Origin of the sequence: Methylobacterium sp. NPDC080182, assembly GCF_050281105.1 — a bacterium.
Taxonomy (GTDB): Bacteria; Pseudomonadota; Alphaproteobacteria; order Rhizobiales; family Beijerinckiaceae; genus Methylobacterium.
Genome location: NZ_JBNNWO010000001.1, coordinates 80,273 through 99,560, shown reverse-complemented (window position 1 = coordinate 99,560; position 19,288 = coordinate 80,273). Strand labels below are relative to the sequence as shown.

The following is a 19,288-nucleotide window of genomic DNA, read 5'->3' as shown; positions in this document are numbered from 1 at the left end:
CTCGCCGGGCGCGCAGGTCTTCGCGGGGGTCGCGCGGCCCGCGACGCCGGAGCGGTCCGGTGCGGGAGACGCGGCTGTCGACCGGGTTCGGGCACCGAATCACGCCGCGGCGCCGGCCCGAGAGCTGCTCCCGATCGTGTCGCAGCGGTCTGGACGGACGACGATTCGGGCGGAGTCAGTCGCGCCATGCCCCTCTCCCGTGCGGCACAGGCTCGGCGCGCCTCCGCCTCAACTTGACCGGGACCGGCCCTAGATGTCGGAAGGCGGGCGCCCGACCGGACCGACGGGGCGCAGGGCAGAGCCGGAGGCCATGGTGAAGCGGATCCGGGCGGGGCTCGTCGCGGCGGGGCTCGCGCTGCTGACCGCCCAGTGCGCGCCCGCGCCCGGCGCGCCGTCGGCCGGGATCGTCGTCGCCTCCAAGCTCGACACGGAGGGCGGGGTGCTCGGGAACATCATCCTGCAGGCGCTCCAGGCCCGGGGCCTGCCGACCGTCGACAAGATCCAGCTCGGCGCGACCGCGATCGTCCGCCAGGCCCTGATCGAGGGGCAGATCGACATCTATCCCGAATACACCGGCAACGCGGCGTTCTTCTTCGGGAAGGCCGATCTCCCGGTCTGGAAGGACCCGGAGGCGGCCTACCGCACGGCCCGGGACCTGGATCGCGCGGCCAACGACCTCGTCTGGCTGACGCCCGCCTCGGCCAACAACACCTGGGCGATCGCGGTGCGCGAGGAGATCGCGCGGGCCGCGGGCCTGAGGACCATGAGCGACTTCGGCCGCTACGTGGCGGGCGGCGGCGCGATCAAGCTCGCCGCCTCGTCGGAATTCGTGACCAGCCCGGGGGCGCTGCCGGCCTTCGGCCGGGCCTACGGCTTCACCCTCCGGCCGGACCAGCTCGTCATCCTGGTTGGCGGCGACACGGCCGCGACGATCGCGGCGGCGGCGCGGGGCACCTCCGGCACGAACGCCGCCATGGTGTTCGGCACCGACGGCAGCATGGCGGTCGCGCGCCTCGTCATGCTGGACGACGACAAGGGCGTCCAGCCGGTCTACCAGCCGGCGCCGGTGGTCCGCGGCGCGGTCCTCAAGGCCCATCCGGAGATCGCCGCGGTGCTGGACCCGATCTTCCGCAAGCTCGATCTGGCCACGCTCCGGGATCTCAACGGCCGGGTCCAGATCGGCGGCGAGCCGGCCTCCGCGGTCGCGGCGGACTTCCTCCGGCGGAACGGGTTCGTGCGGTGAGCCGGCCGCGCGGACAGCGCGGCGCGACGCGCCCTCACCGGCGGAGCCGTCCGCGGCCCGCGGGATCCCGCGTCGACAAGCCGGGGCTCCGCCGGCAAGGATGCGCGGCGGGGCGCCCGAGAGCGTCGCGACGCCGGTGACCCGCCTCATGAGACCCGCCGCATTTCCGTCCATCGTCGCGCCCCCGGGCGCCGCCGCAGCGTGAGGATGGGAGAATCCCTCGCGACCGGGCGGTTTCGCCCGGGCGTCGATCCGCTGGGCGCGGCCTTCGCGGCCGTCCTGGCACTGAGCCTGCTCGCCCTGCCGCTGATGACGACCCGGCCGAACCGGATCGCGGCCGGCACCGCGCTGACGGCGTGGTCGGCGCTCCCCCCCGGCGCGGCGCTCCTCCTCGGGGGCGTCGTCGCCCTCGCGCTGCCGCCGCTGGTCCTGCGGTCGGCGCCGATCCTGCGGCTGGCCGCCGCCGCCGCGATCCTGCTGCTGCTCGGTCTCGCGGCCGGCTGGGCGGCCGAGCACCTGACCGCGCCGGGCGACCGGTACGGCCGGGTCTCGCCGGACGCGGGCTGGTGGCTCGCCTTCGTCACGGCGGCCCTCGCGGCCGGCGACGGGCTGGCGCGGCTGCGGCCGGGACCGGTCCTGCGGATCGCCGCGCTCGCCCTGCTGGTCGCCGCGACGGGGCTCGCCCTGCGCACCGGCTTCTGGGACAACCTCTCGGTCCTGCGGGAATATGCCAGTCGCTCCGACACGTTCGGCCGGGAGCTGCGGACCCACGCCGCCCTCGCCCTCGCCTCGGTGGCGGCCGCCGCCCTGATCGGGATCCCGGCGGCCGTGCTGGCGCGCCCGGTCGCGCCCGCGCGGACGGGCCTGCTCACGGGCCTCAACGTCGTGCAGACCGTCCCGTCCATGGCGCTGTTCGGCATGCTGATCGCGCCCCTGGCCTGGATCGGCCGGGAGGTGCCGGGCGCGGCCGCCCTCGGCATCGCGGGGATCGGCGCCGCGCCGGCCTTCGTGGCGCTGTTCGCCTACGCGCTCCTGCCCGTGGCCGCCGCGACCGTCGCGGGCCTCGACGCGGTGCCCTGGCCGGTGCGCGACGCCGCCCGGGGCGTCGGCATGACCGCGCGCCAGCGGCTGGTCCAGGTCGACCTGCCCCTCGCCCTGCCGGCGATCCTGACCGGGATCCGGATCGTCCTCGTCCAGAATATCGGCCTCGCGGTGATCGCGGGTCTCGTGGGCGGCGGCGGCCTCGGCGTGTTCGTCTTCCAGGGCATCAGCCAGAACGCGGGCGACCTCGTCCTGCTCGGCGCGCTGCCGACCGTCGCCATGGCGACCGGCGCCGCGGTGCTGCTCGACGCCGTCATCGACCTGAGCCGCGGCCGCGCGGCGGAGCGGATCCCATGATCGACCTCGCCGGGGTGAGCCGCGTCTTCGAGGGGCGCACGGTGGTGGCGAACGTCACCCTGCGGGTCGAGACCGGGGCGATCCTGACGGTGGTCGGCACCTCGGGATCGGGCAAGACCACCCTGCTGCGGATGATCAACCGCCTGATCGAGCCGAGCGCCGGGACGATCCGGATCGCGGGCCGGGACGTCCGGGAGGTGCCGCCGCACCTGCTGCGGCGCGGGATCGGCTACGCCATCCAGGGCCACGGGCTGTTCCCCCACCGCACGGTCGCGGAGAACATCGCGGTGGTGCCGAGGCTCGTCGGCTGGGACCGCCGGCGGATCGCCGCGCGGGTCGACGAGCTCCTCGGCCTGTTCAACCTCGATCCGGCGATCTACCGGGACCGCCTGCCGGCGGCGCTCTCCGGCGGCGAGCAGCAGCGGATCGGCGTCGCCCGCGCGCTCGCGGCCGAGCCGCCGATCCTGCTCATGGACGAGCCCTTCGGCGCCCTCGATCCGATCATCCGCGGGCGGGCGCAGGCGGATCTGCTGGCGATCCAGGCGCGCTACGGCACCACGATCGTGCTGGTGACCCACGACATGACCGAGGCCCTGCATCTCGGCGACCGGGTCGCCGTGATGGATGGCGGGCGCCTCGTGCAGGAGGCCGCGCCGGCGGACCTCGTCGGCGCGCCCGCCACCGCCTTCGTCGGCGCCCTCCTCGGCAGCGGCGACCGGGCCTTCCAGCTCATGGCCCTGCGCGCCGTGGACGATCTGATCGAGCCCGGCCCGGCGCCGGGCCCGCCCATCCCGGCCGGGACCACGGTGCGGGCCGCCCTCGCCGAGAGCCTGTGGTCCCGGCGCCCGGCCCTGCCGGTCAGCCGCGACGGCGTCGTCCTGGGCCGGGTGACGCGGGAGGCCCTCGAGGCGCGGGGCGCCCGGCCGTGATCCGCGCCCCGCAGATCGCCCGGGCCGCGCTCCTCGCCCTGCTCGGGGCGTTCCTGGTCGCCCCGGGGTGGTTCGCGCCCCTGTTCCGGCCCTTCGCCCCCGGCGACACGCCGCCGATCTACGCCCAGACGCCGCTGCTGACGCTCGCCGTCAACCACCTCCTGCTCGTCGCCGCCGCGACCGTGACCGCGGCCGCGATCGCCCTCGGCCTCGCGGTCGCGGCCACGCGGCCGGCCGGCCGCGACGTGCTGCCCTTCGCCCGGTCGGTGGCCCGAATCGGGCAGACCTTCCCGCCCGTCGCGGTCCTGGCAATGGCCGTGCCGATCCTCGGGTTCGGCGCGGTCCCGACCCTGATCGCCCTCGTCCTCTACGGGCTGCTGCCGATCTTCGAGACCGCGCTCACCGGGCTCGAGGATCTCGACCCGGCGCTGATGGAGGCCGCCCGCGGCATGGGTCTGACCGACAGACAGCGACTCGTCCGCGTCGAGCTGCCCCTGGCGCTGCCCATGATCCTGTCGGGGATCCGCCTCGCCGCGATCATCGGGCTGGCGACGGCGACCATCGGCTCCACGGTCGCCGCCAGCACCCTCGGCGAGGTGATCATCTCCGGCCTGCTGACCGGCAACACCGCCTACGTCCTGCAGGGCGGCCTCGTCGTGTCCGCGCTGGCGCTCCTGATCGACGGCGGTTTCCGCCGACTCGAGCGCGGCGCGGCACGCCGGGCTGGATTTCCTTCCTAGAGGCGACTAGAAGGCCAGCGGGGCCGTACGCGCGGCCCTGGGGCGTGGAACCCCCTGTCTGATGGTCGGTGCCGACCACAACGGCACCCGTATCCTTGGCCACACGGTCGGGGAGCCTGCGGCGTATGTCCAGGCGTTCCGGCGCTAAAGGTCGTAGGGACCGTTCAGACACGGTTTTCCAACTCCCCGACTCGGGATGGTCGAAGGCTCGCTCGCGGGGGCGCACCGCGAGCCAGGGCCCGCCGGGAGGATGGGCCATGGGTTCCAGCGATCCCGAGACGCGCAGGCGGCAGCTCGACCGGCTGCGCGCGGCCTACGAGGCCCGCGCGGGCCGGCCGGACCTCACGGCCATCGGCAGCGGTGCGCGGCACTCGCGGGTGCTCCTGGGACGGATCCTCGTGGTGCTCGGCGGCCTGCCGGACGGGGCCGGGCTGCCGGCGATCGGTCCGGGCGGCAACGGACGCGCCCAGACGTAGCCGCGCGGGTCGCGGCGCCGGACGGCCGGCGAGACGCGCGGCCGCGGCGGCCTGACCGGCACGGAGGCTGGCGCGAAACCGGATCGACGGATCCGGTGCGACGGGACAGGCGGGTCGACTCGGCGATAAGACGCTGCCCATGACGTCGCCCATGACGCCCGCCGACCGGGACCGGTTCGAGAAGTGCCTCGCGCTCGCCGATCAGGGAGCCACGGCGGGCGAGCGCGCGGCCGCCCGGGCGGCCGCCGAGCGCATCGCCCGGGGTGCCGGGCTGACCCTCGCGGCGGCGGCCGAGGCGCTCCGGCGGAGCGGGCAGGCCTCCGCCGATCGGGCGACCCGCCCGCCCCCGCCCCGGCGGTCCTATCCCTGGGCGCAACCCAAGGAACCGGTGACACCCGTCACGGTCGAGGAATTGCTGCGCCAGAAGGCCGAGACGGAGGCGTGGCGCAAGCGCAGCGCGGCCGCCGCCGACCGCCGCCGGAAGCGGGAGCGCGCCGACCAGGAGGCCTACGTGGCGGAGCAGCGCGCCCGGCAGGCGGAGCGCGACCGGGACTGGGCGCGCACCCGCGCGGATCCCCCGGGGGCGCCGGAGGACGGGACCTGAGCGCCGGTCGGCCGGCTCAGCGGTGATGCCGCGGCCGCGCGTTCCGGTGCGCCCGCGCCCTGCGGTGCCGCGGCGCGACCCGCGGCGGCGCCGGCGGCTCCGCGGCGGCGACCGGGGGCCCGGGCGCGACGCCGTCACGGGTGGCGACGATCCGGCGGGCTTCCTCGACGCTCATGTCGCAGGCGCTCGTCATGCCCTGCAGGGCGCCCAGGGCGCGGTTGTACTCGGGAAGGTTGATGCATCCGGGGACGCCCCACGCCCAGGCGGGGACCGGCGCGGAGCCCGCCACCGCCAGTGCGAGGGCGGCAAGAGCGTTCCTGAGCGACACGGATCCCTCTCCTCTTCACCGAGGCCCGGATCCCGTCCCCTGAGGCAGCACGCCCCTCCGGGTGGCGGGTTCACGGACGCCCGATCAGGCCCCGCCGCACATGTGCTGGGAGTCGGGCAAAGTCCAGGAATCCAGCGTGCGCAGGTTGGTCGTCGTGTACATCTTGCCGCGATCGTCGCCCTTGGGGCAGCCCGTCGGCACGAGTACGAGGCAGGTCATGACCCGGTCGCCGACCCGCGACCGCGCGACCGCTTCGACATACGCGTAGGAGACGCCGTAGACGCCGTTCTTGAGATCGACGCTCGTCCCGTCGCCGATCCCGTCGCCCTTCGGCTTCACGAGCGTGTCGCTGAACCGGGTCCCGATCCGCGCGATGGTGGTCGCCGCGCAGGTGCCGACCCGCGTCGGCACCTGCGCCTCGGCGGCGGACGCGAACCCGAGACCGGAGACCACGAGGGCGCCGGCCAGGATCGGTCCGGGGGCAGCCACCATCAGGCGGCTTCGAGGAGGAAGTTGGCCCGGCGGAACATCAATTCGCGCCGGTAGAAGTAGACGCCGCGGTGCCGCATCGCCGCGTGCGCCGCGTCCACGTCGAATCCGTACGGCCTGTCCCGGGTCGTATCGATGCAGCCGACATACATCCATCGGACACCGTCGATGAGCGACGGGATGGGCTGGTCCTGTCGGACGGCGCAGAACTGCTCCCCGTCCGAGGCCGAGATGAAAATGTAGAAGGTCTTCCGCGCGCACATCCGAACCTCCATGGGACTCGGGGGTGTAACCGCAACGCCACGGTCAAGCTATAAACCGACCTTAGGGCAATAGTCAAGCTTCTGCCACATTTCCGTCACGTGTGGGACAGACCGCCCCGGCCGCACGCCTCACAGGCAGCCGACCCGCCGCAGGGCGCCGATCAGCTTCCGGCCGACGCGGTAGCCGTTGAGGGATTCCGATCCGAGGATGCGGACGGTCTCGGCCGACGCGGTGCGGTCGTACAGGAACACCTGGAAATCCGACCGCCCCTGCCCGACGGGGCCGCTGCTGACCTGGCCGCAGAACGCCACGGCGGACTCCGCCTCGGCGGGGATAGGTCGGATCTTGCGGAATCTCACGAGGCCCGCATCCGGGAAGGCCGCGGCGACCCGCGCCCGCATCTCGGCCTCCAGATCGTCGGCGCCCTGTCCGTGGGCGAACGGCGCCGCGAGCAGGCCTCCGAGGAGCGCTGCCAGCATCGCGCGTCCCCATCCCGTCCCAGGCACGGTGCGGGACTTCCGGACCCTCGACCTCGGAACGGACGGGCGGCGTGTGGCGGCCATGAAGGGACTTCGCGATGCGCTCGAAGCGTATTGGATCACGAAGATCTGCGAAGTGGAAGCGTCGGAACCGCGCCGGCGAATTGTCCGGCAGGCGCGACCCGAAAAATCCGACGGCGCTCTCCCAATCTCGGACAGGACCATGACCATATCATTGACCAACCGGACGGCGCGCGTCGCATCGAAATTCTGCATTCAAAATTCGTTACTTGCCAAGCATGTTATTCTGCATTGACAGACGATAATGTCCGAGTATTCCTGGTCTATAATAGGTGTCGGCAGGGTCGAAGAAGGGGTCGATCGCTTTGCGCAAGAACCAGGACCAGCTCGAGCCGACCATCAGCGACGTGGCCCTGCGCGTCGTGACCGCCTATCTGTCGAACAACGCGCTGCCGCACACCAGCATACCGCCACTCCTGATCACCGTGCACGGCGCGCTCTCCGCGCTCTCCGCGCTCACCGACCGGCCGGCGGTCGTCGAGGCGCCGCCCGAGCAGCCCGACGCCGCTCAGATCCGCGGCTCGGTCCGCCAGGACGGCATCGTCAGCTTCATCGACGGCCGGTCGTACAAGACCATGAAGCGGCATCTCACGGCGCACGGGCTGACGCCGGAACTCTACCGCGCGCGCTACGGGCTGCCGGACGATTACCCGATGACCGCGCCGGGCTACGCCGAGCGCCGGTCAGAGATCGCCAAGGCGATCCGGCTCGGCAGCAAGGCCGCCTGATCGACGCAGCCCGTCCGCCGAGCCCCCGTGAACCGATGGCCCGCACGGACGTAGATGCGTGGGGCGGGGCGGCGCGCGCGTGCCGGCACTGCGGGTTGGCCCGTCCGGCAACGCGATCGGGTGAGAGGGATCTGGCCATGAAGGGTCTGTCTGGCTGCGTCGCCCTCCTTCTCCTCGGCATCGGACCGGCCTCGGCGCAGACCGTCCTGGCCCCGTCCGGAGACTCGGCCGTGACGCAGCCCGGTGGGACGGCGGGGCGGGCCGCGCGACGCAACATCCAGGAGGCCTACCGCAACGGCGACGTGGTCGGCCATCGACATGCGCCAGCCGCCCCCGCGCCCCGGCCGGACCGGCCCCGCCGCACGAGCCCGCGCTTCTAGAGGCCCCGCTCCTCGCGCGAGCGCCGTGCTGCGCGCCGGCCTTCGGCGCCCGGGCGCCGGCAGAGACGGCGCTCGCCGCCCGCGGGCCACGGCCTGAAATCGTTCTGTAATCCGAGCCGGTCACGGTCCGCGCGCAGGTCGACCGCAGATCGCGGTCGCGGCGGGTCGCGCTGGACCGGATCGCCCCGGCAGCCCGGCCCCGGCAACGACGACAGGTGCTCGATGCTTCGGACTGCGATCGCCCTGACGCTTCTGCTGGCCGGAGCCCCGGCCTGGGCCGGACCGCGCTGGCAGGACCTGCCGCCGACCCCCGCGCCGGTCGCCGGCACGGTTTCCGGGCGCGCCGCTGTCAACGGCATTCGGCTGTATTACGCCACGATCGGCAACGGTCCGCCGGTCGTCCTGCTGCACGGCGGCCTGTCGAACTCCGATTACTGGGGCCACCAGGTCGCGGCGCTCGCCGCCCGCCGCACGGTCATCCTCGTGGACAGCCGCGGGCACGGCCGCAGCACCCGGGACGATCGGCCATTCGGCTACGACCTGATGACCGACGACGTGGTCGGGCTGCTCGACGCGCTGAAGATCCCGCGCGCCGACATCGTCGGGTGGAGCGACGGCGCGATCCTCGGTCTCGACATGGCGATGCGCCATCCCGACCGCGTCGGCAAGGTGTTCGCGTTCGGCGCCAACGCCGACCCGTCGGGCCTGATCGAGGGTGTGGAGACGAACCCGACCTTCGCCGCCTTCATCGACCGGGCCGGCAAGGAGTACGAGGCCCTCTCGCCGACCCCGAAGGACTACGCCGCCTTCGTCGACGCGGTCGGCCGGATGTGGGGCGGGCAGCCGCGCTGGACCGAAGCCGATCTGAAGCGGATCCGCGCGCCGGTCCTCATCGCGGACGGCGACCACGACGAGGGTATCAAGCGCGCGCACACCGAGTACCTCGCTGCCACGATTCCCGGGGCTGGGCTGCTGATCCTGCCCAATGCCAGCCACTTCGCGTTCCTCCAGGATCCGGCGCTCTTCAACGCGGCGCTCCTCGGCTTCCTGGACGGGCCTTGAGGGTCCTGGGCGGCCCCCTGACGCGCGCGACTCACCGGGCCGACAGCCAGCCTTGCTGACCCTAACCCAGTCGGCCTCTGCGCCTGGACGTACGGATCGCGGACGCGCGGCGCGGGCCGCTTCGGGAACGGCGGCGCGACGAGGACGCCGACCCGACCCGTCAGGCGATCGCGAGATGGAGGAACTGGTTGAAGTCGCTCGGCACGTAGGTCCCGAACGCGGGGCCGTTCACGAAGCCCCGACGCCGATAGAGTTCGAGCGCGGGCGCGAATGCGGGTCCGCATCCGGTCTCGAGGCTGAGGCGTCGCGCGCCGCGGGCGGCGGCGGCCGCGATAATGGTGTCGAGGATCGCCGCGCCGGCTCCCAGGCGGAGGAAATCCGGATGCGTCCGCATGGACTTCACCTCCGCGGTGCCGTCCGTCGCCATCCTGAGCGCCCCGACGCTCGCCACCCGCCCGCCGCGGCGCGCCGTCCAGACGGTCACGTCCGGTGCTTGCAGGCCTGACAGGTCGAGAGCGAACACGCTGCCCGGCGGCGAGGATGCGTGCATGCCGGCGAGATGGAGCGCCAGCAGCGCTCGTGTCTGCGTATCGGACAGATCGTCCCGCGCGATCTCGAACATCGTGCCCCGGCCATCCGCCCCGACATCCCCCGCGCAGGATGTCCTCCCGATCAACGATCAGCAAGGCGCGGAACGGCGGTGCGGCCCCCGCGCCGAGGCTCTCAGCGGAGGGCGGATCGACAGCTCCGCAAGACCCGCGGACCGCCGACCTCCCTGCGACCCGCAACCATGGCGCGCATGGTGCATTTGTGAACGCCGTCACGTTCCCCGGTGGGGAACACGCTGCCGTGGCGGTGCGTCACCGGTTGCGGGCACGCTCCGGCCGGAGAGGATTCACACTCTTGATCGACGCCGGAAGCCAGACCGCGAGTGCCTCCGATGCCGCCGCATCGGTCGCCGGGTCGATCGCGGCCGTCACGCGGCGGCTCGATTCCCTTCCGATGACGCGGCTTCACGCGGCGGCGCTCGCCGTCTGCACGCTGGGCCTGTTCACCGACATCGCCGAGGTCGCCCTGAGCAACGCCCTGGCGGCCATCTTCCTCGCGCCGCCCCACAACCTGCCGCGGGGCAGCCTCTCGCTGCTCCTCGCCTCCGTGTTCGCCGGCGGGGCGGTGGGCGCACCCGTCTTCGGGATGCTGGGGGATCGCCTCGGCCGCAGGCGCGCGCTCCAGGCCTCCCTCGCGCTGATGGCCGCCGGATCGCTGGCGGCCGCCGCGAGCCAGGGGCTCACGGCGCTGACGATCGCCCGGACGGTCTCGGGGTTCGCGATCGGCGGGTTCCCGCCCCTGGTCGCCACCTACCTCGCCGAGGTGACGCCCGCGCGCCGACGCGGCGCGACGCTGCTGGTCTGCGCCGGACTCGGGCTCCTCGGCGGCCTGGCCGCCATCGGCCTGGTCCAGATGATGGCACCGGCCGCGCCGCTCGGGATCGAGCCGTGGCGCTGGGCGCTGATCCTCGGGGGCGCCCTGGCGGCGCTCGGCGGCGTCCTGTTCGCGCGGCTGCCGGAATCGCCGCGGTGGCTCGCCTCGGTCGGGCGCTCCGCCGAGGCCGACGCCGCCTGCCGCCGGTTCGAGCGCGCGGCCGGCCGGGTCCGGGTCGCCGCCCCCACCGACCCGGACCCGGACCCGCCCGCGACCGGGCCCGCGGGGTTCCGGGGCCTGTTCGCCGAGACGCGCCAGATGCGCCGGACGGCCCTGTTCGTCGGCCTCTACACCCTCGCCCCCCTGGCGACGATCGCCTTCCCGCTGCTCAGCGCCGTCGTGATGGTGGAGAAGGGCTTCAAGGTCGATCAATCCCTCGTCTTCGCCGCGCTGTCGATGCTCGGCCCGCCCCTGGGTACCCTGCTGACCGCGCTGGCGATCGACCGGCTCGAGCGGCGCGCCGTCCTGACGGCCCTGGCGGCGGCGATGGCGGCCCTCGGCACGGCCTTCGCCGCGAGCGGCACGTTCCTGACCCTGGTCCTGGTCGGCATCGCCTTCAACACCGCGGCGGCGACCTACGGCAGCATCCTCGCCGTCTACGCGACGGAGCTGCTCCCGACGCCGCTGCGGGCCTCGGCCATGACCTGCGCCTGGGCCGGCGGCCGGGTCGCGGCCGCGCTGGCGCCGATCATCCTCCTGCCGATCCTCTCGGCCTACGGGCCGCACGCGATGTTCGCGGTGATCACGCTCGTCCTCGCGGCGAGCGCGGCCCTGCTCCTCGCCGGACCGCGCGGCCTGTCCGGGCAGGCCCTTGCTTAGGGAAACCCGGAGACGCGGGTCTCCGACCCGCGGCGCCGCGCCGGATGGCGTCGGTTGCCAATCCGGCAAGATTCACACGATAAAGTTGCGCAGGCAGCCGGACGGAACCGCCGGGCACGCCGGGGGTGTCACACGTGTCTAGCCCGGTGCTCGTCCCGAGCCTCGTCGAGACGACCAGCCACGTCGACCCCAAGCAGGCCTTCGAGTTCTGGCGCTGCACGGCCCTGGCCGGATTCGGCGACATCGGCCGGCGGCACCCCCGGGAGCGGTTCGCGGCCAAGCGCCTGAGCGTGGCCTCGGCCGGCTGGTCGCTGACCCACACGGTGAGCAGCCCGGTCGCGGTGGAGTTCCGCTCCCGCCACGTCGACCGGAACGCCCGCGGGATGGTGGTGATCGGCCTCGCGCTCGACGGCGTCGGCTACCAGGAACAGAACGGCCGCGGGGCCCAGCTGACCCCCGGCGACATCAGCTTCCTGACGCGGAACCGGCCCTTCGTGGCCGGCACCCAGAGCGCCTACGGCGAGATCCGCCTCGCCGTCCCGCGCAAGATGTTCGAGGCTTTCGTCGGCGACGCCGACGCCTTCGCGGGCCGCAGCCTCGGCCCGCTCCCGGCCGGGGCGGAGGTCCGGGCGCGGCTGCGCGGGGTGGCCGGCTCGGTCGCCTGGATGTCCGCCGACGAGGCGCAGGCGGCCGTCGAGGGCGTGCTCCACCTCCTCGGCCACCTCGTCGACGGCGCGGCCCGGCGCGGCGATCCGGAGGCGGTCTCGCAGGCGGCCGTCGTCTCGCTCGCCCGCGCCCACATCGCGCGGCGGATGCACGATCCCGACCTGAACCCGCAGGACATCCAGCGCGCGCTCGGTCTCTCCCGGACCAGCCTGTACCGCGCCTTCGCGGAGACCGGCGGCATCGCGGCGGCGATCCGCGACGCGCGCCTCGACCTCGCGCGCCGGCGCCTCGAGGCCCGCCGCGACAAGGTGCGGATCGCCTCGATCGCCTACGCGTGCGGCTTCACCGACGTGCCGACCTTCAACCGCGGCTTCCGCAAGCGCTTCGGCCTGGCCCCGGGCGACCTCCGGCCCGCGCTCCCCTAGGCGAAGCGCGTCGGGCGCGTCAGCCCGCGGCGGCGAGATCCGCCCGGTCGCGGACCTGGGCGGGGAAATCGAACACCGCGTCCGCGTGGGCGATCGTGGCCGGGCGATGGGCGACGATGACCCGCGTCATCCGCAGGTCGCGCAGGGCCTGGGCGATCACCGCCTCGGTGGCCTCGTCGAGGTGGCTCGTGGCCTCGTCGAGGAACAGGATCTCGGGCCGCCGGTAGAGGGCGCGCGCCAGCACGATGCGCTGCTTCTGGCCGCCCGACAGGGTCGAGCCCATGTCGCCGACGAGGCTCTCGAAGCCCATGGGCATGCGGCGGATGTCGTCCAGGATCGCCGCCCGGGCGGCGCACTCGGCGATCCAGCCCGCGTCCGGATGCTCGTCGAAGGCCGCGATGTTCTCGGCGATCGAGCCGGCGAACAGGCCGTCGCTCTGCATCACGCCGGCGATCCGGCGCCGGTAGGACCCGGCGGAGGTGCGGATGTCCTGGCCGTCGGCGGTGACGATCCCCTCGCTGGGCGGCGTCAGCCCCATCATCACCTTCATGAGCGAGGTCTTGCCGCATCCCGAGGGACCGGTGATCGCGAAGCACGCGCCGGCCCGGACGGACAGCGAGACGCCGCGGAAGATCCAGGGCTCGTCGGCCCCGTAGCGCAGCGCCAGGCCCGCGCCGGCGAGCGCTCCGGCCTTCAGGGCGACGACCGGGGGCGCCCCCGGCTGCGCCCCGGCGGCGAGATCCTGCTCCTCCGGCTCGCACAGCACGATGTCGGCGAGCCGGTCGGTCTGCACGTCGAGCATGCGCAGCTTGAACCACGCGTCGATCAGGCTGCCGATCCGGGTGGCGAACTGGTCGCGATAGGCCAGGAACGCCACCAGCATGCCGAGCGACAGGGACCCGCCGATGACCGCGCGGGCGCCGAGCACCAGCAGGATCAGCCGGTCGAGGCCGAACAGGAACTCGTTCGCGCGGCCGAACACGAGGTCGAGGCGCTGCAGCCGCAGCCGGGCGTTCAGGGCCGTGACGAAGTGGTTCATCCAGGCGCCGCCGCGCCGCTCGCGCAGGTCGAGGAGCTTGACGCTCGCCATGCCGCGGACCGTCTCGATGAAGTGCGTCTGCTGGCGGGCCTCGGCCACGAGGGCCTCCTCGCTCCCCTCCCGGTACGCGCCGTAGGCGAAGACCCGCAGGACCGCGTTGAGCGCCGTCGAGGCCAGGACCACGGCGACCAGCCAGCCGCCGTAGACCGTCAGCATCACCAGCATGCCGACCGCCATGAGCCCGTCGAGCATGGCCTGGACGAGATCGGTCGTCAGGCCCTTCTGGATGGTGGCGAGGGAGCCGAACCGCGAGATCACGTCGCCGACATGGCGCTTCTCGAAGTAGTCGAGGGGCAGCCGCGACAGGTGGTCGAACAGGCCGGCCGACCACTGGTAGTTCAGCCGGGTTCCGGCCAGCATGATCGCCCAGGTGCGGGCGATGCTGAGGCCGAGCTGGAGCAGCAGCAGCAGCGCGAGGCCGATCGCCACCACGAGGAGCAGATCGTGGTCGGCGTTCACGATCACCTCGTCGATGACGACCTGCGAGGCGATGGGCATCAGGAGGGCGACGAGCTCGATCCCGAGGGAGAGGGCCAGGACCTGGGCCAGGGCGGCGCGGATGCCGGCCATGTTGCGGAACAAGTCGCGCAGCCGCAGGCCCGGGGCGGCCCGCTCGCGCCGGAAGCCCGGATTGGGCACCGCCTCCAGGGCGACGCCGGTGAATTCCCGCGAGGCCTCCGCGAGGCTGACCCGCCGCCGGCCGCGGCCCGGATCGTTGATGACGAGGCCGCCGCGCTCGACCCGGGTCAGCACCACGAAGTGGTTGAGGCCCCAGTGCAGGATGCAGGGCAACCGGAGGCGGGGCAGGTCCGTGAGCTCGACCCGGAGCGCGCGGGCGGTCAGGCCCTGGGCGCCGCAGAGGTCGATCAGGTTGCGCAGGGTCATGCCCTTGAGGGACAGGGGATGGCGCCGCCGCAGCGTCGCGAGGTCGATCTGGCGCCCGTGATAGGCCAGGACCATGGCGAGGCAGGCCATGCCGCACTCGGCGGCCTCGGCCTGGAGGACGACCGGCACCCGGCGGCGGAGCCCGAAATCCAGCCGGGCGGCGAGGGACGGCGCCGTCACGGGGCGGCCTTCCGGACCGGCAGGGCGTCGAGGCCGCCGCGCGTGACGAGGGCGAGGCTCTCCCGGACATGCGTCACGGGATCGAGCAGCCAGCGGTAGAGCGACCGCTTCTCCAGGGCGATGTCGGCCTCGACGCGCATGCCCGCCTCGAGGCTGCGCCGCTCGCCGTAGGCCAGCACGGTGTCGGAATCGGGCCGGACCACGATGCGGTAGAGGTCGGTCCCCTCCCCCCGGGCGGCGGCGCGCCGCGCGAAGTCGGGCGCGTCGTCGCTGCCCAGCGGCGCCCGCGTGACCTCGGTGACGACGCCGCGGTGCAGGCCGAAGCGCTGGAACGGGAAGGCGGCGTAGCGCAGCATCACGGGCGCGCCGGCCTCGGCGAAGCCGATGGCCGACGAATCGACGAACAGGTTGGCCTGGAGGCGCCCGGCGCTCGGCAGCAGGGTCAGGAGCGTCGCCCCGGCCGCCACGGTCTGGCCGACCTGCGCGCGGATCGACGTCAGGGTCCCGGCCTCGGGCGCCCGGACCTCGATGGCGCGGCGCGCCTCGCTCTCGGCCTTCTGCTGCGCCAGCTGGGCGGCGGTCCGGTCGAGGTCGGCGAGGTCGCGGGCCAACCGGTCGTCGTAGGCGGCGAGCTGGGACTTCGTCTCGGCGAGCTTGCCGTCGATCTGGAGGCGGCTCTGCTGGAACTGGGCGAGCTGCGCGCTCGCCTGCATGTAGAGGTAGTTCTGGCTCTGGAAGTCGGCGGCGCGGGCGTAGCCGCGCGCCACGGCGTCGGCGAGTTCCTCGACCCGCGCCCGGAGCGGCGGAACCAGCTTGTCCTGCAGGTCGATCTGCTTGGCGAGCTGGGCCGACTGCTCGCTCAGATTCGCCACCTGCTCGCGCAGCGCCTGCCGCTCCGTGCCGGCCAGATCGGCCCGGGCGGTCCGCTGCCGCTCGACGCTCTGGCGCTGGCGCTCCAGCTCGGCGATCACGCGCTCCTGCGTGGGGCCGCTCGCCGACACGGCGTCGAGGTCGATCGTGTACAGGAGCTGCCCGCGCGCGACCTTGTCGCCCTCGCGGACGCCGGTCGAGCCGACGCGCCCCGCCACCGGGCTGGCGAGGCTGATCAGCCCGATATCGGGCGCGAGAAGGCCGACGGCGTGGATGCGGCGCGTGTAGGTGCCCTGCCAGGCATACAGGCCGACCGCCGCCACCATGATCACGCAGGCCACGGCCACGATGCGGACCGGCAGAGGCTGGATGATCTGCGCCTCGCCCAGCCACGCGTTGCGTCGCGCCTCTATAACCTCAAGTCGAAAGAGCGGACTTGGCACCCGGAGAAAGCAACCTTCCTGAAGGAGACAGCCGTATTCGAGGACAATACGTTGGGCATGTACCGCCTTACTCGGTCGCATCGCGGGAGTTGCGTGTCAACACTTGCCGACGCGACGAATTTTGAATACTTTTTTTCTGCGTCAGAACGTCGCAGAGTCGCAGAAATAATCATGTTCTTCAGAGGCTTAGCGCGATACTCCGCATCACTTGTTTTGCGATGCAAAAACAGGTCAGTTTTTGCGATATCTCATGCTGCGCCGCGAAAATCTTGACGAGAAGGCCGCGCCCGGACCCGGGGTTTCGCAGCGCGTACGTCGGTGAGCGTCGCAGCGCCTGGGGCACTGTCGACGAACGGCAAGCCCTGTCAGTTTTTGCGCAGTCGCCGATGTCGATCGCCCGCAAACGGTATCGGCCGCCCCGGACCGATTGACACGAAGCACATCTCTGTAATCCTAAGGGCAGGCGCCGACGTCCAAGGCGCCTCGACGCTACGATCAGACAATAGATCGAAGCAAATAACCTTCTTCCTGAATTCCAATCTGGAGAACGATCATGCAGGACAGCATCGATACCGTCCGCGAGCTGAGCGCTGCCGAGCTGGACCAGGTCGGCGGCGGCCTCGGGGTCGGCCTCACCGTCGGCCTCGGGGTCGACGCGAGCCAGGAGCTCGGTGCGGTCTCGGGGGTCGTGGGCCAGGTCGGCGGTCTGGTGAGCGGCCTGCTGGGCAGCGTGCTCGGCGCGGTCGGCGGTGTCGTCGGCGGCGTGACCGGCTCACTGCGCTGACGGTCTGACACCGGGAGGGCGGCCGCGGGGCCGCCCTCCTCCGTCGCGGGACCAGACCGCGACGACACCGGGATCGACGGGCCCGCATGGACAGCACAGCCGAGAATTCAGCCGAGAGTTCAGCCGCGGCCACAGCCGAGACGATCGCGTACGCCACGAGCGGCAGCACCGGGCATCTCTCCGGCCGTCCCGAGCTGACCTGCTACGCGCCGAGCGACCGCGGCCTCCCGGAGATCACCTTCATCGATTTCCGCTTCCCCGTCGGCGGGTGGAGCACGCACGCGGTCACCGGACTCGAGGTCGCCGCCAGCACGCAGCCCGCCGGGGCGCACCACGCGGTCGATTACGAGATCGCGGCGCGGCTGAGCGAGCGCGAGGGCCTGCTGGTCCGGCGCCCGGGCCTGAACGGCACGACCCGGTGGGCGGGTCCGTATGCCGGCCGCGTCCTCTCCTTCTCGGCCGCGGCCGTCGAGCGGCTCGCCGAGGCGCCGATCGGCAAGATCGCCTTCGCGGCGGACGGGCGCGATCTCCGCGCCTGCCGCAGCACCTGTCACATCCTCGACGCGCTGGCTTGCGCGCACCGGGACGATCCCTCGCCCGATCCGCTGCTGATCGAGAGCCTCCACCTGGCCGTCCTGCGCTCGGTCGTCGCCGCGCGCGCGCCGGGCCGGTCGGCGGCGCCCGACCTCTCGGCGTCGCAGGCCGGACGGGCCTGCGCGTATATCCGGGAGCACCTCGACCGGGAGATCACCGTCTCCGCCCTGGCCGCCATCGTCGGGCTCAGCGAGGGCTACTTCATCCGGGCCTTCCGCCAGACCACCGGGGTCACGCCCTACCAGTACATCATGCGCGAGCGCGTCGGCCGGGCCGAGGCCCTGATCCGCTCCGGCGCGGGATCGATGGCGGAGGTCGCCGCGCGATCGGGCTTCACGAGCGCCAGCGCCATGAGCCGCACGTTCCGGAAGCTCGTCGGGCGCTCGCCGACCGGGCGCACGGCCGGCCGGCGCGCCTGAGACGCTACCCGGCGACCCGCCCCGCCGCCCCGCGGAACAGGTCCTCCATCTCGCGCCGGACGCGGATCGCCTCCTGATCTGCGTCGAAGGCGACGTCGCTCCAGCGCACGGCCCGGCCCGCGGGCACGTCGTTCTTCAGGACCATGTTGTGGGCGAGCCCGATCGGCAGGGCGTCCTGCGCCAGGGAGTCCGCCGCCGGCATCAGCTTGCCGTAGACGGTGAACCCGCCCTCGCCGTCGAGCCGCTCGCCGGCCCGCAGCGCGCGCTTGGCCGTGGCGGCGACGTCGCCGCGCCAGTCGCCCGTCGCCCCCGTCGCCTCGCCGCGGACCGCGATGGAGGCGACCGAGATGCCGAGCTCGAGGCCGATCAGGTGATAGGGCTTGTAGGTCGCGGCGAACCGGCCGCTCGAATCGGTCTTGAGGCCGTACTGGGCGAAGCAGTCGCGCACGTAGGCGCTGGGCGCCTCGAACACCGCGTAGACGCCCCAGCGCAGATCCCGGAAGACCGGCCGCCCGTCCCGCTCCACCGACGAGACCACCTCGACGGTGCCGCGTCCGCTGAGGAGGCCGCCATCCGCCACCGGCTTCAGGATGTCCGGCAGGTCGTCGACGCCGCAGGGCGGGAAGGCGAGGCCGTCGCGCGGCGGGGTCAGCCCGCAGGCATTGGCCACGGCGGCCATCTCCAGCGCCGACTTGGTGCCGTCGAGGAAGGAGTTGAACATCTGCGGGTTGAAGTCGCCGCCCGCGACCTGGCTCTCGCTGAAGCCGTAATGGCCCCAGACCGTGTCGGGCGTCGAGGCGTGGTAGGCCGGGAGGTACTTGGTGCCCTTGCCGGCGCAGATCACCTCCAGCCCGATGGTGCGGGCCCAGTCGACCAGCTCGGCGATGAGCGCCGGCTGGTCGCCCGAGGCCATGGAGTAGATCACCCCGGCCTCGGCCGCCCGGCGCGCCAGCAGTGGCCCGGCCAGCACGTCGGCCTCGACGTTGACCATCACGATGTGCTTGCCGTGCGCGAAGGCCTTGAGCGCGTGGCGGATGCCGGCGGACGGGCTGCCGGTGGCGTCGATGACGATGTCCACGAACGGGCTCGCGATCATCGCGTCGGCATCCTCGGTCACGAGGGTCGTGCCGCCGCGCGTGGCCTCCTCCAGCCCCCGCGCGGCGAACCGCGAATCGTCCCAGCCGACCCGGCGCAGCGATTCGCGCGCCCGGTCGGGCGACAGGTCGGCCACCGCGACGAGGTGGATGCCGGGCGTGCGCGGCGCCTGCGACAGGTACATCGAGCCGAACTTGCCGGCCCCGATCAGCCCGACCCGGACGGGCCGGCCCTCGTCGGCGCGCCGCTGCAGCTTGGCGGAAAGGGACATGGGGCGTTCTCTCCCTGGGTGGCGCGCGGTCGGGACCGGGCCCCGCCGCGCTCGC

Annotated in this window: 21 protein-coding genes; 13 read left to right on the top strand and 8 right to left on the bottom strand. The window is 73.3% G+C overall.

All coding sequences use genetic code 11. The annotated features are described in order from the left end of the window. Positions 1-310 precede the first annotated feature (310 nt). The 6 genes from osmF to ACQKQD_RS00435 all read left to right on the top strand — a co-directional run bounded on the left by osmF (position 311) and on the right by ACQKQD_RS00435 (position 5,390). The gene (gene osmF, locus ACQKQD_RS00460) at positions 311-1,243 is read left to right on the top strand and encodes a glycine betaine ABC transporter substrate-binding protein OsmF (protein ID WP_427507205.1); all 933 of its coding nucleotides are present in this window, start codon (positions 311-313) and stop codon (positions 1,241-1,243) included. A gap of 207 nt (positions 1,244-1,450) precedes the next feature. After that, positions 1,451-2,641: an ABC transporter permease gene (locus tag ACQKQD_RS00455; protein WP_427507204.1), complete on the top strand. Its 1,191-nt coding sequence runs from the start codon at positions 1,451-1,453 to the stop codon at positions 2,639-2,641. Next, the gene (locus ACQKQD_RS00450) at positions 2,638-3,570 is read left to right on the top strand and encodes an ABC transporter ATP-binding protein (protein WP_427507203.1); all 933 of its coding nucleotides are present in this window, start codon (positions 2,638-2,640) and stop codon (positions 3,568-3,570) included. Before ACQKQD_RS00455 ends, ACQKQD_RS00450 begins: the two co-directional genes overlap by 4 nt. Beyond that, positions 3,567-4,310: an ABC transporter permease gene (locus ACQKQD_RS00445; RefSeq protein ID WP_427507202.1), complete on the top strand. Its 744-nt coding sequence runs from the start codon at positions 3,567-3,569 to the stop codon at positions 4,308-4,310. The genes ACQKQD_RS00450 and ACQKQD_RS00445 overlap by 4 nt, the downstream gene beginning before the upstream one ends. Before the next feature lie 257 nt (positions 4,311-4,567). Further along, positions 4,568-4,786, top strand: coding sequence for a hypothetical protein (locus ACQKQD_RS00440; RefSeq protein ID WP_020090998.1), 219 nt, complete (start codon positions 4,568-4,570; stop codon positions 4,784-4,786). Positions 4,787-4,925: 139 nt separating this feature from the next. Continuing rightward, a complete protein-coding gene (locus ACQKQD_RS00435; RefSeq protein WP_244534877.1) occupies positions 4,926-5,390 on the top strand; it encodes a hypothetical protein in 465 nt (154 codons plus the stop codon). A gap of 16 nt (positions 5,391-5,406) precedes the next feature. Here the strand turns inward: ACQKQD_RS00435 and ACQKQD_RS00430 are convergent, their stop codons facing one another. The 4 genes from ACQKQD_RS00430 to ACQKQD_RS00415 all read right to left on the bottom strand — a co-directional run bounded on the left by ACQKQD_RS00430 (position 5,407) and on the right by ACQKQD_RS00415 (position 6,950). Continuing rightward, complete coding sequence (locus ACQKQD_RS00430) at positions 5,407-5,718, bottom strand: hypothetical protein (RefSeq protein ID WP_427507201.1); 312 nt, start codon at positions 5,716-5,718, stop codon at positions 5,407-5,409. 84 nt (positions 5,719-5,802) lie between these two features. After that, positions 5,803-6,210 carry a hypothetical protein gene (locus ACQKQD_RS00425; RefSeq protein ID WP_427507200.1) on the bottom strand — a complete coding sequence of 136 codons (408 nt, stop codon included), beginning with the start codon at positions 6,208-6,210 and terminating at the stop codon, positions 5,803-5,805. After that, on the bottom strand, positions 6,210-6,470 hold the full coding sequence (locus ACQKQD_RS00420; RefSeq protein WP_056523187.1) for a hypothetical protein: 261 nt from the start codon (positions 6,468-6,470) through the stop codon (positions 6,210-6,212). The genes ACQKQD_RS00425 and ACQKQD_RS00420 overlap by 1 nt, the downstream gene beginning before the upstream one ends. Before the next feature lie 129 nt (positions 6,471-6,599). Continuing rightward, the gene (locus ACQKQD_RS00415; protein ID WP_056522867.1) at positions 6,600-6,950 is read right to left on the bottom strand and encodes a hypothetical protein; all 351 of its coding nucleotides are present in this window, start codon (positions 6,948-6,950) and stop codon (positions 6,600-6,602) included. Positions 6,951-7,336: 386 nt separating this feature from the next. Between ACQKQD_RS00415 and ACQKQD_RS00410 the strand changes: the two genes are divergently transcribed. The 3 genes from ACQKQD_RS00410 to ACQKQD_RS00400 all read left to right on the top strand — a co-directional run bounded on the left by ACQKQD_RS00410 (position 7,337) and on the right by ACQKQD_RS00400 (position 9,201). Beyond that, positions 7,337-7,759 (top strand): MucR family transcriptional regulator, encoded by a 423-nt coding sequence (locus tag ACQKQD_RS00410; RefSeq protein WP_427507199.1) that lies wholly within the window; start codon positions 7,337-7,339, stop codon positions 7,757-7,759. A gap of 137 nt (positions 7,760-7,896) precedes the next feature. Next, entirely contained in the window at positions 7,897-8,139 is a 243-nt protein-coding gene (locus tag ACQKQD_RS00405) for a hypothetical protein (protein WP_091676038.1), read from the top strand. A gap of 222 nt (positions 8,140-8,361) precedes the next feature. Beyond that, on the top strand, positions 8,362-9,201 hold the full coding sequence (locus ACQKQD_RS00400) for an alpha/beta fold hydrolase (RefSeq protein ID WP_427507198.1): 840 nt from the start codon (positions 8,362-8,364) through the stop codon (positions 9,199-9,201). 160 nt (positions 9,202-9,361) lie between these two features. On the opposite strand, the gene ACQKQD_RS00395 is transcribed toward ACQKQD_RS00400, so the two are convergent. Next, a complete protein-coding gene (locus ACQKQD_RS00395; RefSeq protein WP_091676032.1) occupies positions 9,362-9,823 on the bottom strand; it encodes a GNAT family N-acetyltransferase in 462 nt (153 codons plus the stop codon). Positions 9,824-10,203: 380 nt separating this feature from the next. On the opposite strand from ACQKQD_RS00395, the gene ACQKQD_RS00390 reads away from it, so the two are divergent. Together ACQKQD_RS00390 and ACQKQD_RS00385 are read left to right on the top strand one after the other, a co-directional pair. Beyond that, complete coding sequence (locus ACQKQD_RS00390; protein WP_427507197.1) at positions 10,204-11,502, top strand: MFS transporter; 1,299 nt, start codon at positions 10,204-10,206, stop codon at positions 11,500-11,502. A 134-nt stretch (positions 11,503-11,636) separates the two neighbouring features. Beyond that, positions 11,637-12,593, top strand: a complete 957-nt coding sequence (locus ACQKQD_RS00385) for a helix-turn-helix domain-containing protein (protein WP_427507196.1) — start codon at positions 11,637-11,639, stop codon at positions 12,591-12,593. Positions 12,594-12,612: 19 nt separating this feature from the next. Here the strand turns inward: ACQKQD_RS00385 and ACQKQD_RS00380 are convergent, their stop codons facing one another. Both ACQKQD_RS00380 and ACQKQD_RS00375 read right to left on the bottom strand, forming a co-directional pair. Next, positions 12,613-14,757 carry a peptidase domain-containing ABC transporter gene (locus ACQKQD_RS00380; protein WP_427507195.1) on the bottom strand — a complete coding sequence of 715 codons (2,145 nt, stop codon included), beginning with the start codon at positions 14,755-14,757 and terminating at the stop codon, positions 12,613-12,615. Then, positions 14,754-16,070, bottom strand: a complete 1,317-nt coding sequence (locus ACQKQD_RS00375; RefSeq protein WP_427507194.1) for an HlyD family secretion protein — start codon at positions 16,068-16,070, stop codon at positions 14,754-14,756. Before ACQKQD_RS00375 ends, ACQKQD_RS00380 begins: the two co-directional genes overlap by 4 nt. 553 nt (positions 16,071-16,623) lie before the next feature. Between ACQKQD_RS00375 and ACQKQD_RS00370 the strand changes: the two genes are divergently transcribed. Both ACQKQD_RS00370 and ACQKQD_RS00365 read left to right on the top strand, forming a co-directional pair. Next, the gene (locus ACQKQD_RS00370) at positions 16,624-16,854 is read left to right on the top strand and encodes a hypothetical protein (protein WP_427507193.1); all 231 of its coding nucleotides are present in this window, start codon (positions 16,624-16,626) and stop codon (positions 16,852-16,854) included. An 86-nt stretch (positions 16,855-16,940) separates the two neighbouring features. Next, a complete protein-coding gene (locus ACQKQD_RS00365; protein WP_427507192.1) occupies positions 16,941-17,867 on the top strand; it encodes a helix-turn-helix domain-containing protein in 927 nt (308 codons plus the stop codon). A 4-nt stretch (positions 17,868-17,871) separates the two neighbouring features. Here the strand turns inward: ACQKQD_RS00365 and ACQKQD_RS00360 are convergent, their stop codons facing one another. Further along, a complete protein-coding gene (locus tag ACQKQD_RS00360) occupies positions 17,872-19,233 on the bottom strand; it encodes an NAD(P)H-dependent oxidoreductase (RefSeq protein ID WP_427507191.1) in 1,362 nt (453 codons plus the stop codon). Positions 19,234-19,288 lie beyond the last annotated feature (55 nt).

Coding starts and splice junctions, on each gene's coding strand:
- osmF (WP_427507205.1), top strand. CDS start 311: ATGGTGAAGCGGATCCGGGCGGGGCTCGTCGCGGCGGGGCTCGCGCTG.
- ACQKQD_RS00455 (WP_427507204.1), top strand. CDS start 1,451: ATGGGAGAATCCCTCGCGACCGGGCGGTTTCGCCCGGGCGTCGATCCG.
- ACQKQD_RS00450 (WP_427507203.1), top strand. CDS start 2,638: ATGATCGACCTCGCCGGGGTGAGCCGCGTCTTCGAGGGGCGCACGGTG.
- ACQKQD_RS00440 (WP_020090998.1), top strand. CDS start 4,568: ATGGGTTCCAGCGATCCCGAGACGCGCAGGCGGCAGCTCGACCGGCTG.
- ACQKQD_RS00435 (WP_244534877.1), top strand. CDS start 4,926: ATGACGTCGCCCATGACGCCCGCCGACCGGGACCGGTTCGAGAAGTGC.
- ACQKQD_RS00425 (WP_427507200.1), bottom strand. CDS start 6,210: ATGGTGGCTGCCCCCGGACCGATCCTGGCCGGCGCCCTCGTGGTCTCC.
- ACQKQD_RS00420 (WP_056523187.1), bottom strand. CDS start 6,470: ATGTGCGCGCGGAAGACCTTCTACATTTTCATCTCGGCCTCGGACGGG.
- ACQKQD_RS00415 (WP_056522867.1), bottom strand. CDS start 6,950: ATGCTGGCAGCGCTCCTCGGAGGCCTGCTCGCGGCGCCGTTCGCCCAC.
- ACQKQD_RS00405 (WP_091676038.1), top strand. CDS start 7,897: ATGAAGGGTCTGTCTGGCTGCGTCGCCCTCCTTCTCCTCGGCATCGGA.
- ACQKQD_RS00400 (WP_427507198.1), top strand. CDS start 8,362: ATGCTTCGGACTGCGATCGCCCTGACGCTTCTGCTGGCCGGAGCCCCG.
- ACQKQD_RS00395 (WP_091676032.1), bottom strand. CDS start 9,823: ATGTTCGAGATCGCGCGGGACGATCTGTCCGATACGCAGACACGAGCG.
- ACQKQD_RS00390 (WP_427507197.1), top strand. CDS start 10,204: ATGACGCGGCTTCACGCGGCGGCGCTCGCCGTCTGCACGCTGGGCCTG.
- ACQKQD_RS00370 (WP_427507193.1), top strand. CDS start 16,624: ATGCAGGACAGCATCGATACCGTCCGCGAGCTGAGCGCTGCCGAGCTG.
- ACQKQD_RS00365 (WP_427507192.1), top strand. CDS start 16,941: ATGGACAGCACAGCCGAGAATTCAGCCGAGAGTTCAGCCGCGGCCACA.
- ACQKQD_RS00360 (WP_427507191.1), bottom strand. CDS start 19,233: ATGTCCCTTTCCGCCAAGCTGCAGCGGCGCGCCGACGAGGGCCGGCCC.